Source organism: Aestuariivita sp., from assembly GCF_021404545.1.
Taxonomy (GTDB): Bacteria; Pseudomonadota; Alphaproteobacteria; order Rhodobacterales; family Rhodobacteraceae; genus Aestuariivita.
The window spans coordinates 48,308-64,322 of the sequence record NZ_JAAWWD010000005.1 but is presented as its reverse complement, the minus strand read 5'-3'; the positions used below and the strand labels follow the sequence as shown (position 1 = coordinate 64,322).

The 16,015-nt window shown below is 62.7% G+C and carries 17 protein-coding genes; 5 read left to right on the top strand and 12 right to left on the bottom strand.

From position 1 onward, the window contains the following. Positions 1–4: 4 nt before the first annotated feature. The 4 genes from HEP69_RS04300 to pufB form a co-directional block, all read right to left on the bottom strand. On the bottom strand, positions 5–595 hold the full coding sequence (locus HEP69_RS04300) for a hypothetical protein (RefSeq protein WP_290557287.1): 591 nt from the start codon (positions 593–595) through the stop codon (positions 5–7). After that, on the bottom strand, positions 592–2,106 hold the full coding sequence (locus HEP69_RS04295) for a PucC family protein (RefSeq protein ID WP_290557286.1): 1,515 nt from the start codon (positions 2,104–2,106) through the stop codon (positions 592–594). Before HEP69_RS04295 ends, HEP69_RS04300 begins: the two co-directional genes overlap by 4 nt. A 115-nt stretch (positions 2,107–2,221) precedes the next feature. Continuing rightward, positions 2,222–2,557, bottom strand: coding sequence for a light-harvesting protein (locus HEP69_RS04290; RefSeq protein WP_290557285.1), 336 nt, complete (start codon positions 2,555–2,557; stop codon positions 2,222–2,224). A gap of 10 nt (positions 2,558–2,567) precedes the next feature. Continuing rightward, a complete protein-coding gene (gene pufB / locus HEP69_RS04285; RefSeq protein WP_290557284.1) occupies positions 2,568–2,726 on the bottom strand; it encodes a light-harvesting antenna LH1, beta subunit in 159 nt (52 codons plus the stop codon). Positions 2,727–3,056: 330 nt separating this feature from the next. Here pufB and HEP69_RS04280 point away from each other — a divergent pair, with 330 nt between their 5' ends. The 4 genes from HEP69_RS04280 to HEP69_RS04265 are packed head-to-tail and all read left to right on the top strand — an operon-like array spanning position 3,057 to position 8,614. Continuing rightward, entirely contained in the window at positions 3,057–4,124 is a 1,068-nt protein-coding gene (locus HEP69_RS04280; RefSeq protein ID WP_290557283.1) for an AI-2E family transporter, read from the top strand. After that, on the top strand, positions 4,124–4,804 hold the full coding sequence (locus HEP69_RS04275; RefSeq protein ID WP_290557282.1) for a DnaA/Hda family protein: 681 nt from the start codon (positions 4,124–4,126) through the stop codon (positions 4,802–4,804). Before HEP69_RS04280 ends, HEP69_RS04275 begins: the two co-directional genes overlap by 1 nt. Positions 4,805–4,849: 45 nt before the next feature. Beyond that, positions 4,850–7,024 (top strand): RNA degradosome polyphosphate kinase, encoded by a 2,175-nt coding sequence (locus tag HEP69_RS04270; RefSeq protein ID WP_290557281.1) that lies wholly within the window; start codon positions 4,850–4,852, stop codon positions 7,022–7,024. Positions 7,025–7,078: 54 nt separating this feature from the next. Continuing rightward, on the top strand, positions 7,079–8,614 hold the full coding sequence (locus tag HEP69_RS04265; protein WP_290557280.1) for a Ppx/GppA family phosphatase: 1,536 nt from the start codon (positions 7,079–7,081) through the stop codon (positions 8,612–8,614). A 6-nt stretch (positions 8,615–8,620) separates the two neighbouring features. On the opposite strand, the gene HEP69_RS04260 is transcribed toward HEP69_RS04265, so the two are convergent. The 8 genes from HEP69_RS04260 to HEP69_RS04225 form a co-directional block, all read right to left on the bottom strand. Continuing rightward, complete coding sequence (locus tag HEP69_RS04260; protein ID WP_290557279.1) at positions 8,621–8,989, bottom strand: hypothetical protein; 369 nt, start codon at positions 8,987–8,989, stop codon at positions 8,621–8,623. A gap of 31 nt (positions 8,990–9,020) precedes the next feature. Further along, the gene (locus HEP69_RS04255) at positions 9,021–10,043 is read right to left on the bottom strand and encodes an endonuclease/exonuclease/phosphatase family protein (protein WP_290557278.1); all 1,023 of its coding nucleotides are present in this window, start codon (positions 10,041–10,043) and stop codon (positions 9,021–9,023) included. Then, positions 10,043–10,723 (bottom strand): molecular chaperone DjiA, encoded by a 681-nt coding sequence (locus HEP69_RS04250; protein ID WP_290557277.1) that lies wholly within the window; start codon positions 10,721–10,723, stop codon positions 10,043–10,045. Before HEP69_RS04250 ends, HEP69_RS04255 begins: the two co-directional genes overlap by 1 nt. Positions 10,724–10,844: 121 nt before the next feature. Further along, positions 10,845–11,324 (bottom strand): GNAT family N-acetyltransferase, encoded by a 480-nt coding sequence (locus HEP69_RS04245; protein ID WP_290557276.1) that lies wholly within the window; start codon positions 11,322–11,324, stop codon positions 10,845–10,847. Further along, entirely contained in the window at positions 11,321–11,935 is a 615-nt protein-coding gene (locus HEP69_RS04240; protein WP_290557318.1) for a VOC family protein, read from the bottom strand. Before HEP69_RS04240 ends, HEP69_RS04245 begins: the two co-directional genes overlap by 4 nt. Before the next feature lie 29 nt (positions 11,936–11,964). Then, positions 11,965–12,351 (bottom strand): nuclear transport factor 2 family protein, encoded by a 387-nt coding sequence (locus HEP69_RS04235; protein ID WP_290557275.1) that lies wholly within the window; start codon positions 12,349–12,351, stop codon positions 11,965–11,967. Continuing rightward, positions 12,348–14,480 carry a methylmalonyl-CoA mutase gene (gene scpA, locus HEP69_RS04230; RefSeq protein WP_290557274.1) on the bottom strand — a complete coding sequence of 711 codons (2,133 nt, stop codon included), beginning with the start codon at positions 14,478–14,480 and terminating at the stop codon, positions 12,348–12,350. Before scpA ends, HEP69_RS04235 begins: the two co-directional genes overlap by 4 nt. Further along, positions 14,413–15,438, bottom strand: a complete 1,026-nt coding sequence (locus HEP69_RS04225; RefSeq protein WP_290557273.1) for a hypothetical protein — start codon at positions 15,436–15,438, stop codon at positions 14,413–14,415. The genes scpA and HEP69_RS04225 overlap by 68 nt, the downstream gene beginning before the upstream one ends. A gap of 111 nt (positions 15,439–15,549) precedes the next feature. Between HEP69_RS04225 and HEP69_RS04220 the strand changes: the two genes are divergently transcribed. Beyond that, complete coding sequence (locus tag HEP69_RS04220; protein WP_290557272.1) at positions 15,550–15,996, top strand: DUF4174 domain-containing protein; 447 nt, start codon at positions 15,550–15,552, stop codon at positions 15,994–15,996. Positions 15,997–16,015 lie beyond the last annotated feature (19 nt).

Below are 16,015 nucleotides of genomic sequence, written 5' to 3'. Positions count from 1 at the left end.
CGGATCAGGTGCTCTTTGACGGGTTATAGAGCATCCGCTTGCCGCCCGAAATCGCCGAGCGTTTCGTGCGGTGACCCGAGAGCAGCGGGAACGGCAAAAGCTTGGTTGAGGTGAACCAGCCGCTGGACGCCGAGCGTTTGGTGCGATGTTTGCTCAGAAGCGGCCAACCCAGCCCGTCCGAAACGGTGCCACGGACCCGCGGCGAATCCGGGCCGACATCGCTCGACAAGAACCTTGGATGATCGGGCAGAATGCTCAGGAACAAGCGCGGATCGGCAGCCTCGGTGATATGTAGGTTGGGGCTGGCTATGCCTGCCGGAATGCTCTGGGCCTCGTCGACGATGGCCATGGCCCGGCGCGCGGCACCAAAGGGCGTGAGCGGCGCGCGGACCACGACGAGGACATTGCCCGCCTCCATCCGGTTGGCGTAGATTGCCGCGTCATCCGCATTGATCCGGGTGGCGGCAATCGCGTCCGCGTCTTTCTGTGTGATCGTGTCGATCGTGTTTTGCGGAAATCCTTCGGCCCGCAAGGCGTCAACGACCCCGTGCGCGGTGGCCTCATCCGCATAAAGGCGTGAAATTACTGTGGTCATGTTACCTCCTGTGGTCGCGGTGACTGCGTGTGAGGTCGGTTAAGACCCTGCGGTGATCCCTCACCCCTCCTCGCAGGTTCGAGCTGCAACTCGAAATTTGATACAGTGCCTTCGGGGCCGGATGCGACGCGCCCGGCGCCAGTCAGACGCAGCGACGCGATCAGAGCCATCAGCAGCACCGCCCCCTCCAGCGCAAAGACAGTGATATAGGGCGTGGCGGCATCCACAGCCTCGGCGATGGGCAGATGCAGCACGATATCGCGCAAGATCCCGCCCAGCGCGACGCCGACGCCCGCCGCGGTCGCCTGCACGGCCCCCCAGGCGCCCAGCGCCAGACCGATCTGGTCGCGCGGGGCGCGGCGCATCGTGGCCGTCAGCGTGCCATGGCTGAAAAGCCCCGCGCCGAACCCGATCGCGAAAGTGCCCAGAATAAAGATCGACAGATCGCCGCTGTGCGCCGCCAGCACGATCGCCACAAAGCCCGGAACGCCCACCAGCGCCCCCAGCCGCGCCAGGCGCAGCGGATTGGCCCCCCGCCCCAGCGTGTAAGAGGCCAGCGCGAAGCCGATCAGCGTGCCCCCCGCCAGAACGGCGGTGAGTTTCGTGGTCTGGGCCACGCTCATCCCCAGGACCTGACCGCCATAGGGTTCCAGCAGCACATCGGCCATGCCATAGGCGAAGGTGCCCAGCCCGATCACCACCAGCAGCCGCATCGCCCCATCGTACCGCACCAGGCCACGCCAGCTTTGGGCAAAGGACGGGGTGCTGGTGCGGTTGCGCATCTGTTGAGCGCGCACGCGGTCGCGCGGCTCCTGCTGCCACATGGCAATCGCGTTGAGCACGATCGTGACCACCGCGCAGCCCTGGATGACCTGAATGAGGCGTCCGGGCGTGTAATTCTCCAACAAGGCTCCGAAGACGAAGGCCGACACGACCATCCCCAAAAGGAGCATCACATACATCAGTCCCACGACCTTGGGCTGATCTTCTTCGGGCACCAGATCGGTGGCCAGCGCAAGGCCCACGGTCTGCACTGTGTGCATGCCCGCCCCCACCAGCAGGAACGACAGCGCGGCCGATCCCAGACCCAGCCAGCGCGGCGCATCCACCGCCTCGCCATAGCCCGAGAGCACCAGAAGGGCAAAGGGCATGATGGCAAAGCCGCCGAACTGCCACATCGAGCCCTTCCAGATGAACGGCACCCGTCGCCAGCCCAGCGCAGATGTAAAGGTATCGGACTTGAAGCCGATCAGCGCGCGAAATGGCGCAAAGACCAAAGGCAGCGCGATCATCCCCGCCACCAAAGAGGCCGGGACATTCAGTTCGACGATCATCACACGGTTGAGCGTACCCACCATCAACACAAGCGCCATGCCGACCGTGACCTGAAACAGCGACAGACGCAAAAGCCGCGACAGCGGCACATCCTCGGTCGCGACATCGGCAAAAGGAAGGTATCGCGGCGCGATCCGCGCCAAGCGATTATAGGCAAATTGTCGGTAGTTAAACATGCCGTCCTCCCCGTCCCTCACCGCGCGAAAAACACATCACATGTGAGGGATGAGGCCCGGCCCGACGCACTCTCGCCGGGTCAGACGCTCTGATCTTGACGCAGACCGCTGCGCGTTACCCGTCGGGCAACGTTCCGGACTGTGCCGCGGCCAAAGCCTTGGGCAGTTCGATGACCGCGCGCGCCGTGGTGCCATCGGGAAGCGTGACCAGAATGGCCTGACCATCCATCGCCTGGGCATCGAACGATGCCTGCGCAGTTGCCGCATCCCGTTCCAGAGCCGCAGTCTGATCGCCCGTCCCCATCGGCACGCCGGACAGGAAATCCGACACCCACGAGGTGTTCGTCAGAACCGCCACATGCACAGCAAAAGAGCCGATGGCCACTGCCGACAGAAACAGCGGAACGCCAACGGTCGGCTTCACCACAAGCCACATTTTCGAATTGTTCATGACGCTCTCCTTATCCCAGCCACGGTGTGGTGGCCGCAACGAGGACATGCGCCAGAAGCGCAATCACCCCGAAGACCCGGGTTCCGTCAATGAGATAGCTGTGAACCTCCTCAGCTTCCCTCAGCGTCAGACCGGTTGGCCAGACTTTGTCGGGATCGTTATCGGACATGTTCGTATCCTCCGTGTCCATAGGCTGTACTTCAGATGTGCAGGTATCTGGATCGGTCTCGCTCCCGCCGTCACACCCCACCGAGCCAACACAGACAGCCTGCGATGTTGGGCCGGATCTCGCTAGTGTAAGCTTAGCTTGACATATATATGTGTCAATATTTCGTTACAGTTTCGGCGATATTCGCTGTAATGGACGGTAAACCCAGCCCTTTTTCAGACGCTCTGGGTGGAGTTTAACGCTAACATCACTATGCCGCGCACGGAATCAAGGATCGGGTTGCACCGCCGCGCAGGCTGGGTCATCTCTTGGGAAAGAGGAGCATATGTCATGGCGCTGCCCGTTCGGGATCAGCTGAAATACTGGGGACTTGCGACAGCGCTTTTCGTGCTGTTGTTATGGCTTTTGGGGGATGTCCTGCTGCCCTTTGTGATCGGCGGAGCAATCGCCTATTTCCTCGATCCGGTGGCGGACCGACTGGAACGAATGGGCCTGTCGCGCGCGATCGCGACGGCGGTCATCACCATTGTTGGCGTGCTGATTTTTGTGATCATGGCGCTTTTGGTGATCCCGACATTGGTCAGCCAGTCGGTCCAGCTTGTGAACACGGCGCCGCAGCTCTTTCGCGATCTGCACACCGTGGTCAGTGAGCGCTTTCCCTCCGCGCTGGACGAAGGGTCAACCCTGCGCCAGACGCTGACCTCGATCGGTGAGACGATCCAGTCCCGAGGCGGTGAGTTGCTCAATACGCTGCTGAGTTCGGCGATGGGTGTGCTGAATGTCGTGATCTTGCTTGTGGTGGCGCCGGTGGTGGCGGTTTACCTGCTGCTGGATTGGGATCGGATGATCGCGCGCATCGACGAGATGCTGCCGCGCGATCATGCGCCGGTGATCCGCAGACTGGCGGCCGAGATCGACGATACCCTGGCCTCGTTCATCCGTGGGATGGGAACGGTTTGCCTGATCCTGGGCACGTATTACGCCATCGCGCTGATGCTGGTCGGGCTGCAATTCGGGATGGTGGTTGGATTTGTTGCCGGGCTCATCACGTTTATTCCGTATCTGGGCGCCCTCTTGGGCGGGGCGCTGGCGCTGGGGCTGGGTCTCTTTCAGTTCTGGGGGGACTGGATCTCGCTGGGTCTGGTGGCGGGCATCTTCATGCTGGGCCAGGTGGTCGAGGGCAATGTGCTGACCCCCAAGCTGGTAGGCAGCTCGGTCGGGCTGCACCCTGTCTGGCTGCTTCTGGCGCTCAGCGTGTTTGGCACGCTCTTTGGCTTTGTCGGGATGTTGATCGCGGTGCCGGTGGCCGCAGCGCTGGGTGTACTCACCCGATTTGCCGTGGATCAATACAAAGACAGCCGTCTTTACCGTGGGCTTTCGGACCAGGACAAGAGCTGATGCCCGAACAGCTGAGTTTCGATCTGCCCGGCAAGGCGGCGCTGGGGCGGGAGGATTTCTTTGTTGCCCCGTCGAACGCCTTGGCCGTCGCGATGGTGGAAAACAGTGCGCGCTGGTCAAGCGGCAAGCTGATCCTGAGCGGGCCTGAAGGCGCAGGCAAAACCCATCTGGCCCATGTCTGGGCCGCCCAGACCAATGCCCGGATCGTACCGGCGACGGCTCTTGCGGAGGCAGACATCGCAGAGCTGGCCGAGGGGCCCGTGTGCGTCGAGGATATCCCTGCCCTCGCGGGGCAGCACGGACCGCAAGAGGCCCTGTTTCACCTTCACAATCTGATATTGGCCAATGGGCATACACTGTTGCTGACCGGGCAAGGCACACCGCGCCATTGGGGGCTGACCCTGCCGGATCTGCAAAGCCGGATGGAGGGGACACAGTCTGTCACGCTTGAGCCCCCCGACGATCTGCTGCTGTCCGCGCTTTTGGCAAAGCTGTTCGCAGATCGCCAGATTGCCCCGAAACCGGACCTGATCCCATATCTGGTCAAACGGATGGAACGGTCCTTTGCCGCCGCCCAGAGCGTTGTTGATCGCCTCGATCACGCCAGCCTGTCCAAGGGGCGGCCTCTCACGCGGCGACTTGCTGCGGATGTGCTTGGCCCTGCCGACAAGACCGCGTAACATCGTCGTCATGCTCCTGACACATCCCCCCGCGATCAAGCGCCTATGACACTTGCAGATTTTCTGAAATCCCCGTTCCCTGAACCTGCGGAACTGGCCGATCTGGACCCAACGGGCCCGGGCCGGTTCTTCAATCGTGAACTGAGCTGGGTCGGCTTCAACTGGCGCGTTCTGGAAGAGGCCGAAAATCCCCGTGTGCCGCTCCTGGAGCGGCTGCGGTTCCTGTCGATTTCGGCCACCAATCTCGATGAGTTCTACACCGTGCGCGTGGCGGGCCTGCGCGAACTGGCCCATGCTGGCAACATAACGCCGGCCGCCGACGGGCTGACCCCGGCAGAGCAACTGGTGCTGATCAGCGAGGACGCGCGGCGTCTTTTGATGTCGCAACAGGCGGTGCTGGCCACTCTCAAGACCGAAATGGAGGCGCAGGGGATTTCCATCCTGCACAGCGACGCGCTGACACAGACGGATCGCCAGCACCTTGATGATGTGTTTCTCAATCGCGTGTTTGCCGTTCTGTCGCCGCTTGCGATCGATCCCGCCCACCCCTTTCCGTTCCTGCCCAACACCGGTTTTTCGCTGGCCCTGCAACTGGAGCGGATCCGAGACAAGCGGCCCTTGCAGGCTCTTCTCCCGATCCCGGCACAGGTGAACCGGTTCGTGCGCCTGCCGTCCGAGCCGGGAACGCAACGTTTCCTGCCCCTCGAAGATCTGCTGCTGTTGAAGATCGACCATCTGTTCCCCGGCTATAAAGTCAAAAACCACTTTGCCTTTCGTGTGCTGCGCGACAGCGATCTGGAGGTCGAGGAGGAGGCCGAGGATCTGGTGCGCGAGTTCGAGGTTGCCCTCAAGCGCCGCCGCCGGGGCGAGGTGGTGCGCATGACCCATTCTGCGGGCGCACCGCCCAAGCTCAAAAGCCTGATCATGGATCAGCTCCACGTGACCGAGGATGAGCTGGTTGAGATTGACGGCATGATCGGTGTCGCGGACCTGAGCGAGCTGGTGCTGGACGAGCGCCCCGATCTTCTCTGGCCGCCCTTTACCCCGCGCGTGCCCGAACGGGTGCAGGATCATGACGGCGATATGTTCGCGGCAATCCGCCAAAAGGACATGCTGCTGCATCATCCTTACGAGACCTTCGACATGGTTATCCGGTTCTTGCAACAGGCCGCGCGCGACCCTGACGTGGTGGCGATCAAACAGACGCTGTACCGAACGTCGAAGAATTCCCCGGTGGTCGAGGCGCTGTGTGAGGCCGCCGAGGATGGCAAATCCGTCACCGCTCTGGTGGAGTTGAAAGCGCGCTTTGACGAAGCCGCCAATATCCGCCAGTCGCGCCGTCTGGAACGGGCGGGCGCGCATGTGGTCTATGGGTTTTTGGACCTCAAGACGCATGCGAAAATCTCAACCGTGGTCCGGCGCGAGGGCGACAACCTGGTCACCTATACCCATTACGGCACCGGCAATTATCACCCGATCACGGCGCGCATCTATACCGATCTGAGCTTTTTCACCTGCGATACCGCCCTGGGGCGCGATGCCACAAAGGTCTTTAACTATCTGTCGGGCTATGCCCAGCCCGACAGCCTGGAAAACCTGGCGATTTCGCCGACCTCGCTCAAACCGCGCCTCCTGGAGAGGATCGCGGCCGAGATCGAGCATGCGCAGGCCGGGCGTCCGGCAGAGATCTGGGCCAAGATGAACTCGCTGATCGAAAGCGAGGTCATCGACGCGCTTTATGCCGCCTCACAGGCGGGCGTCAAGATCAGCCTGGTCATCCGGGGCATCTGCGGGTTGCGTCCCGGCATCAAGGGTCTGTCGGAAAACATCCGCGTGAAATCCATCGTGGGCCGGTTTCTGGAACATTCCCGCATCGTGTGTTTCGGCAATGGCGCGGGCCTGCCGTCGAAAAAGGCGCGGGTCTTTATCTCTTCGGCAGACTGGATGGGCCGCAACCTCAACCGGCGGGTTGAAACCCTGGTTGAAACCACCAATGCAACGGTCAAGGCGCAGATCGTCAATCAGGTGATGGCTGCCAATCTGGCCGATGTCGCGCAAAGCTGGGTGATGAACCCCGACGGCAGTTTCACCCGCGCACAAGTGCCCGAGGGGGCATTTGCGTTTAACTGCCACCGGTTCTTCATGGAGAACCCGTCGCTGTCGGGTCGGGGATCGGCGGGAGCATCGGATGTGCCCAAACTGACGCATACCGAGGAGTAAGATTGACCGGGCACCCTGCAATGCGCATGGTGGCGGTGCAGGTCCGGGGGATGAATGAACGACTTGTCAGATCAGTGGGAACCGTTTGGCAGGCCCTTGTTCGACGATCCGTCCGCGCGCGCGCTGTCGCGCGTGGGAGTGATTGATGTTGGCTCGAATTCGGTTCGATTGGTGGTGTTTGACGGCGCAGCACGCAGCCCGGCCTACTTTTACAACGAAAAAATCATGTGCGGTCTGGGTGCCGGCCTGTCCGAGACCGGGCGCCTGAACCCAAGTGGACGCGAAAGGGCGCTGGCCGCGATCAAGCGGTTTCAGCTTCTTGCACAGGGAATGAACTTGCCGCCGCTCACGGCCGTGGCCACGGCCGCCGTGCGCGATGCCGAAGACGGTCCGGCCTTTCGCGAGGACGTCCAGCGCGAGACCGGCCTGCGCATATGGGTCATCGACGGAGAGGAAGAGGCCCGGCTTTCGGCCCAGGGCGTGCTGTTGGGCTGGCCGGGTTCTTACGGTCTGGTCTGCGATATCGGCGGCTCGTCGATGGAATTGGCCGAGATCCGCGAGGGTCGGGTGGGCCGCCGCGTGACATCCAACCTCGGCCCGCTGAAGCTTCAGGCGGTCGCGGGTGGCAAGGCCGGGCGCAAGGCCCATATCCGTCAGGTGATGGAGGATCTTGCCCATCGCATGGGCCCGCAACGTGACCGGCTGTTTCTGGTCGGCGGGTCCTGGCGCGCGATTGCCCGGATCGACATGGAACGGCGCGGCTACCCCCTGCATGTGCTGCACGAATACCGCATGACGGCCAGTTCGGTATCGGCTACGGCCAAGTATATCGCCGATTCCGACCCCGAGACGCTGCGCGCGGCCTGTGGCATTTCATCGACACGCATGGCGCTGGTGCCCTACGCCGCCGAAGTCCTCAAACGGTTGGTGCGCACCTTCCGGCCCAAGGATATCGCGATCTCAAGCTATGGCATCCGCGAGGGCATGCTCTATGAGCAGATGCCGCAACGGCTGCGCGACCGCGATCCGCTGATCGAAGCCTGCCGGTTTGCCGAGGCCAAGGACGCCCGCCTGCCCGGGTTCGGCAAGACGCTTTACGATTTCGTCCTGCCGCTCTTTCGGTCTGCCCCACCCGCGCGGCTGCGGCTGATCCGGGCTGCGTGCCTGTTGCACGACGTGAGCTGGCGTGCGCATCCCGACTACCGGGCGGAGACGTGTTTTGACAATGCCACCCGCGCCAATCTGGGCGGTCTGAAACATGCCGAACGGGTGTTTCTGGGGCTTGCCCTGCTGCACCGCTATCGCAACAAGCGCGAGGGGACGCGGTTCGAGGATCTCTATAATCTGGTCTGCGACAAAGAACAGTTGCAGGCCGAGATTCTGGGCAAGGCCATGCGCTTCGGCGCGATGTTCTGGATGCAGCCGGATGTCCCCATGGGAGAGTTCCGGTGGTTCCCACAGAAAAAGGTGCTGGAGCTCCGCTTTCCCAAAGCCGCCAGCGCACTTTACGGAGAGGTGGCAGAAGCCCGCCTGATGTCACTCGCCGCCTCGCTGGAGGCGGAGGTGCGTGTGCGGATGATGCCGACCTGAAACCGCTCAGAGCTCAACCGGTCCGCTTGGATCGGAATCCTCACCGGGCGTGTCCTCAGGTTCTGGCGCAGCCTGCTTGCGCCGGATGATGATATCGCCGTTGGGCAGAATCTCGGGCGGGTGATAGACAGACCAATCCTCCACCTGCTCCACCAGATCGGCAAGGGCGGGGCCCATCTCCTCAAAAAACCCGCGCATCGCTGGGCCAAAGGAGTCCGCCAACCCCTGAAGGTCGTCAAGCCGCGGCTCCACCTCCTGCATCAACCCTTCCAGAAACATCTGCGCGCCCCGCTCCATCAGGCCGGGCGGGTCCGTCTCTTCGGCAAGGGCGGGACTGGTCAGGGCCAGGCAAACAAGAACAGCAATCGGTTTCATGAGATCAATATAGCCCAAGATGCCGGGAACTTTAACCTCGGAGCTCGATATCCAACGTCACAGGGAAGTGATCGGAGGCCATGAGCAGCGCCTCGCGCAGCGCGGGCGTCGTCCAGCATTCCGGATCGTCAAACGGATGCCAGATCCGCCAGCAGGGTCGCGCTGACATCAGGTCGGGCGAAACCATGATGTAATCGAGAAGTGCCTGAAGAAATCGGTTCTCCTGCTCGATGAAGAACCGGGCGGTGGTCGGATTGGCCCCCAGCTTGCGTTGCAGCGCGCGGTGCGCGTGCGGATCATAGAGCGAGCCTGCCCCCCCCGGATCGCCCATCACAATCTCGACCGAGGATCGGCCAAAGAGGTGCTCGTATTCATCCAGCCCCGGCCCGTCGTTGAGATCGCCCATCACGATCAGCGTGTCGCCAGCGCTCAGATGTCCGTCAATCCGCGCACGCAGCCAGATGGCCTGGGCCAGCTGCTTGCGCCGGTTCGCAATGGACTGGCGCATGATCGCGTCACGGGTGGTCGCACCATGCGGTGCTTTGGATTTCAGATGTGCGCCGATCAAGCGCAGGCGCCGCCCCTCGGCAGTGGTCACCGAAAGCTCCAGCGGAGGTTTCGAAAATCGCACCACATCCCGGGTCGCGTCAATATCCAGGTCAATACGGAACTGGCCGTCGAAACGGGGGGCCTGCGCGTCGTAAATGTCGCCCAGAGGGTCATGCTCTGCGGTCAACCGCTTCGGATCGTAAAGCAGCGCGATCTCCTGCTGGGTGTCGTTGCGAAAGCCCATGACCGCTTTGGACGTGCGCAATTCCAGAACGTCGGCGAAGTGCTCCAGGGCCGCCACGGTGTCGCGCCTGCGGCTTTGGTCCGGTGCCTCGATCACCATCACCGCATCGGCATCCAGCGCCTTGAGGACATGGGCAATTGCGCCGGTCTGATCCGCGCGGCTCACCTCGTAACGGCCAGACGGCTGGTGATCGACATTCAGATTGTTGTCATCATCGAAGAGATTGCTGAACCATTCTATGTTGTAGCTTGCCAGCCGCATCAGCCCACGCTGCCGCTGATCTCATCCCAGGCGCGGTTGATGTCGATCAGGCGTTTCTGGGCCAGTTGGACGGCCTCTTCCGGCACGCCCCGCGCCATCATCCGGTCAGGGTGATTGTCGCGCACCAATTGGCGCCAGGCGGCGCGGATCGCCTCTCGGTCCATGTCCGGGCTGACCCCGAGCACGGTGTAGGGGTCCGGCTCGGCATTGGGGACGAAACGGGCCTTCATCGCGCGAAAGCTGGTTTCGGGCAGGCCGAAAATCTGCGCCACATCTTCCAGGAACATATCTTCGCCCGGGTGATAGAACCCATCGGCCATGGCGATGTGAAACAACCCCTCCATCAGGTCGTTGAGCGTGGCGGGATCGCCCTGAAACATGCTGCCGATGCGCGCGGCGTAATCACGGTAACCCGCCACGTCCTGCCGCGCGAGGTTGAAGACCCGTGCCGCTCCCGCCTCATCCTCGCGGGCGATGTTGAATACGTCGCGAAACGCCGCCACTTCGTCGCGGGTCACCTGCCCGTCTGCCTTGGCCATCTTGGCGCCCAGCGCGATCACGGCAATGGCAAAAGCCACGCTGCGCTGAGGCGGCGTGCGTAACTTGTCAAAGACCGCTGTCAGGCTTTCGCCCTGGGTCAGCGCCGAAAGCGCGTCGGTTATGCGGGTCCAGATCGACATCGCGCGCACCCTATCGGCGGGCGCAGGCGAAGTCATTGTCCCATCGCAGATATGGTACGATTTGGCTCACTCGGCAGGCGGGTCATCCCAGAGAGTGTGCAAAGATGACCGAAGCACGCCGTCAGAGGGTTTTCTGCATCAGGATCAGGTCGAGCCACTGATCCGCCTTGCGCCCGACGTCGGGCATGCGGCCGGTCTGGACAAAGCCCATGGCCTCGTGAAATGCCAGACCGCCGGGGTTTGCGCTGCTGATCCCGGCAACCAGGACATGCACGCCCTTGGTCCGGGCGTGATCCTCCAGCCGTTCCATCAGCGCGCGCCCGATCCCGCGCCCCCGCGCGCCGTCAGCCAGCTGGATCGAATGCTCTTTGGTGTGAGCATAGCCCGGACCGTCGCGAAAGGCACCATAGCTTGCAAAGCCGAGGATCTGGCCATCCATCTCTGCAACCCAAAAGGCACCTTCGGCGGCATGGATCGTCTGGCGCGTCCGGGCCTCGGAACGGGGCGTCGTGGTAAAGGTGATCAGCGTGTCGCGGATCAGGGCGTTGGAGATCGCACAAATCCCCGAGGCATCCTCCGGGGTGGCCCGACGCAGGATCACCGCAACACGCGCCGCCCGTGCGGCGTCTCGAATTCGGCCATCATCTGCGGGTGTTCGCCAGGCTCGAAGACAAGTCGACTGTCTTCCAAATGCGGGCCGAGGCGCGCGCGCAAGGCCTCCGCGCTGGGATGTGCGATGATCAGGCGTCGCAGCCGACATCCCTGCTGCGTCAACATGCTGGCGGGATGCAGATCACCGCCCCACTGGATCAGGGCCGGGTGCAGATTGTCAAAGGGCAAACGACCATCCTGCGGCACTGCCATCTGCCAGTGCAGATCGCCGCGTTGAAGGCTGACCGCGCGTCCGGCGCCCGTGGGCAGGATGGTCAAGAGCCCGTCCAGATCATCGGTCCGGCAAATCCAGTTGGTCAACCGGGGCGGACCCTCGAACCGGTCCAGATCGAACCAGCGCGGACAATCGGGAACCGGCGCGCCTGGGTTAATCGCAATGGCCTCCAGATAGAGGCCATCTTGCAGTCCCAAAAGCGTGTTGTGGGTAAAAAAGACATCATGCGCGCCACCAGCCTGCACGGGCACACCAAGCGCGGTCTCGACCGCCTCCGTCGCGGCCTCAAGCGTCTCTCCGGCGACCGCGATGTGATCAAGCGCCATTGTGATGCTCAAACTCAAGCTCCCCTCATTCACTCCGGTCGGCCAAGGCCAATCGCCGCAAGATCCGCATAGACGCGCCAATCCCGGATCACACCATCGCCGAACCGGTAGATATCAGTGCATGGCAACGCAAGCGGCCTCCGATCCGAGACCCGGCAAAAGCGCGAGATGACCTCGATCACAACCATATCGGCGGTCTCGACCGAGGCGAGCAGATCATGCCCGACCCACTCCACCACCGCCGACTGGGCCGCCATATAGTCGCGGATCCCCGCGATCCCATAGCGCGGCTCCTGGCCGCCCACCACATAGCGGATATCGGGCGACAGGAACTCTGCCGCCCTGCCCCACTCCTGCTGGCCCAGGGCGGCCTCCATCTCGGCCACCTGGCGCGCAAGAGGTCCCAGAACGGTCACGGGCGCGGGCCACCGATCAGCCGCAGAATATCGCGTGCGGCTTCGGGAATATTCGTGCCCGGGCCAAAGATCGCCTTGACGCCGTTGTTATAGAGGAACTCGTAATCCTGTTGCGGGATAACCCCGCCGCAAATCACGATGATATCTTCCGCCCCTGCCTCTTTCAGCGCGGTGACAAGCTGCGGCGCCAATGTCTTGTGGCCGGCCGCCTGAGAAGAGATGCCCACCACATGCACGTCATTGTCGACCGCATCCTGGGCGGCCTCTTCAGGGGTTTGGAACAGGGGGCCTACATCCACGTCAAAGCCGATATCGGCAAAGGCCGTGGCAATCACCTTGGCGCCCCGGTCATGGCCGTCCTGGCCCATCTTGACGACCAGCATGCGCGGACGCCGCCCTTCTGCCTTGGCGAAGGCTTCGACATCCTTCTGAATTGCGGCAAAGCCCTCGTCGCCCTCATAGGCCGCGCCATAGACACCAGCGAGTGTTTTGACCTCGGCGCGGTGCCGTCCGAATACCTTTTCCATTGCCATACTGATCTCTCCCACCGAGGCGCGTGCCCGCGCCGCCTCGACCGCTGCGTCCAAAAGATTGCCACCCTCGCCCGCGCGGCGCGCCAATTCGGCCAACGCGGCCTCGCAGGCGGCGTCGTCCCGCTCTGCCCGGATCCGCTCAAGACGGGCGATCTGGCCGTCGCGAACCTGCTGGTTGTCGATCTCCAGAATGTCGATCGGATCTTCTTTGTCCTTGCGATACTTGTTGACGCCGACAATCACCTCATCGCCGCGGTCGATCATCGCCTGTCGGGTAGCGGCCGATTCCTCGATCCGGAGCTTGGGCAGGCCGGAGGCGACGGCCTTGGTCATGCCACCCATCTCCTCAACCTCCTCGATCAGCTTCCAGGCCTCGTCGGCCAGTTGCGCGGTCAGCGTCTCGACATAGTAGGAGCCTGCCAGCGGATCGACCACATTGGTGATGCCGGTTTCTTCCTGCAAAATCAGCTGAGTGTTGCGGGCGATGCGCGCGCTGAAATCCGTGGGCAGCGCAATCGCCTCGTCCAGCGCATTGGTATGCAGCGACTGGGTGCCGCCCAGCACCGCCGCCATCGCCTCATACGCGGTGCGGATCACATTGTTGTAGGGGTCTTGCTCCTGCAAGGACACGCCCGAGGTCTGGCAATGGGTCCGCAGCATCGAGGATTTGGGGTTTTTCGGCTCGAACTCGGACATGATGCGATGCCAGAGCAGCCGCGCGGCGCGCAGTTTGGCCGCTTCCATGAAGAAGTTCATGCCGATGGCAAAGAAAAACGACAGACGGCCTGCGAATTTGTCCACATCCATGCCACGCTCAATCGCCGCGCGCACATATTCCCGCCCATCGGCCAGCGTATAGGCCAGCTCCTGCACCAGGTTCGCGCCAGCCTCCTGCATGTGATAGCCCGAGATCGAGATCGAGTTGAACTTGGGCATGTGGTCGGAGGTGTATTCAATGATATCCGCCACGATCCGCATCGAGTGTTCGGGCGGATAGATATAGGTATTGCGGACCATGAACTCTTTGAGAATGTCGTTCTGAATGGTCCCGGCCAGCAGCGACTTGTCATGCCCCTGCTCCTGGCCGGTCACGATGAAACTGGCCAGAACCGGGATCACGGCCCCGTTCATGGTCATCGACACAGACACCTTGTCCAAGGGAATGCCGTCGAAGAGGATCTTCATATCCTCGACACTGTCGATGGCCACACCGGCCTTGCCCACATCGCCCACAACGCGGGGATGATCGCTGTCATAGCCGCGATGCGTGGCCAGATCGAACGCGACCGACACGCCCTGCTGGCCCGCCGCCAGCCCCCGGCGGTAGAAGGCGTTTGACTCCTCGGCCGTCGAGAACCCGGCATACTGCCGTATCGTCCAGGGACGACCCGCATACATCGTGGCCTTGACCCCGCGCGTATAGGGGCCTTCACCGGGGATGCCGCCCAGATGGTCCAGCCCCTCGGTATCAGCCTCGGTGTAGAGCGGCTTGACCGCGATCCCTTCGAGGGTGGTCCATGTCAGATCTTCAACCGGCTTGCCGCGCAGTTCCTTTTCGGCCAGCGCGCGCCACTTTGATGTGTCGCCTTTCATCATCTCTTCCTCTTGTCATGTCAGGTATTGGCAGGTTTTGCCCTGCTTTTTCGGGTGCCGGATCACCAATCAGCCGCGCCAGGCCGTCGGCCCCGGCGGCAAGCCACATCAGATCATCGGCATATCGTTCGCGAAAGGTCGCGCACTGGCCTTGGCAGAACGGCATCCACCGCCCGTCGCCTTCGGGCAGTACCCCCTCGGCCGGATCCATCATGGCGCGCAGCGCGGCCAGGTTGGGGGCCTTGTTGTGCCACTCGCGCGATGCGGTGCGCGGGGCGGGCTGGCCGGTGATGCCCTGCAACTGTGCCTCGGGGCGGCCCGCGAAGGTCTCAAAGGGCATCACGCCGACCTTGATGCCGGGGACGGCGCAGGCGATATCGGTGATCACATCGCGCCAGCTGCGCGAGCTCTCCGCAACACGCTGCAAGAGCCCCGGCGGCGGCGTGCCACGCCCATTGGAGGCGTAACAGGCCAGCAGAGATGCCCAGTAATGCTCCGGGCTGCGGATCGTCAGAACGACACCGCCGAGATACCCCTGAAATGCCTCGGCGAACCGCGCCATGCGTTCGCCCGCGCCGCAGTAAAGATCCGCCAGCCGCAGGTTGGCCCGCATGCTGCCGAGCATGTACTGATCGCACACAACCAGCGTTTCCACCCCGTCACGCGCATGTTCGCCACAGCCCAGCTGCACCCGCCCCAGTGCCCGTGTCCTGGCGTTGCGGCCCGGCGCGATCACCGGCCCGGGCTGGATCCCGCGAAAAAGGCCGGACCGTGTGCGGATCGGCCCCCAGAACCCGATCCCGGCTGTCGCCAGTGGCTCGGTGTTGGCCCGCAGATAGGCCTGAAAGCTTGTGTTTGCGCAACGATGTGCGCCGATATGCAGGATGACGTCCATTGCTCTGAGTGCCTTTTGCCAAAGCGCCGCCCCAAACGGCTGCATCGCGGGAAACGGGGCGATCATGGGCAGACACTCCTGACAAAGCGATTAACCATCAAAATATTGCGTGAGCTGCCAATCAAGGTGTTCGCATTGTCGTCGTCAGGGTCTATATCAGGAACGACAGGAGGCCTCATGAAGCACACACTAGCCGTTGTTTTGGCTGTATTATTCCCGGTTTCGGCGATGGCCGAAGATGCGGACCAGACACCGCCATCCGATATCATCCTGCCCGCTGGCGAATCGGATTTGAGCGAATTTTTATGGATAAAGCGGCCGGTTATCGTTTTTGCCGACAGCCCGGCCGACCCGCGCTTTGCCGAACAGATGGAGCTTTTGAACGACCGGCTCGACGAACTGGGCGAGCGCGATGTGGTCATCCTGACCGACACCGACCCGGACGCGGCCTCGCCGCTGCGCACAAAGCTCAGGCCGCGCGGCTTCATGCTGGTTCTGGTGGGCAAGGATGGTACGGTGTATCTGCGCAAACCGTTTCCCTGGAACGTACGCGAACTGGGCCGGTCCATCGACAAGATGCCCATGCGCCAACGCGAGATCCGCGAACGGCGCGGAGACGGGTAGATCCGCACACCATTGCGCG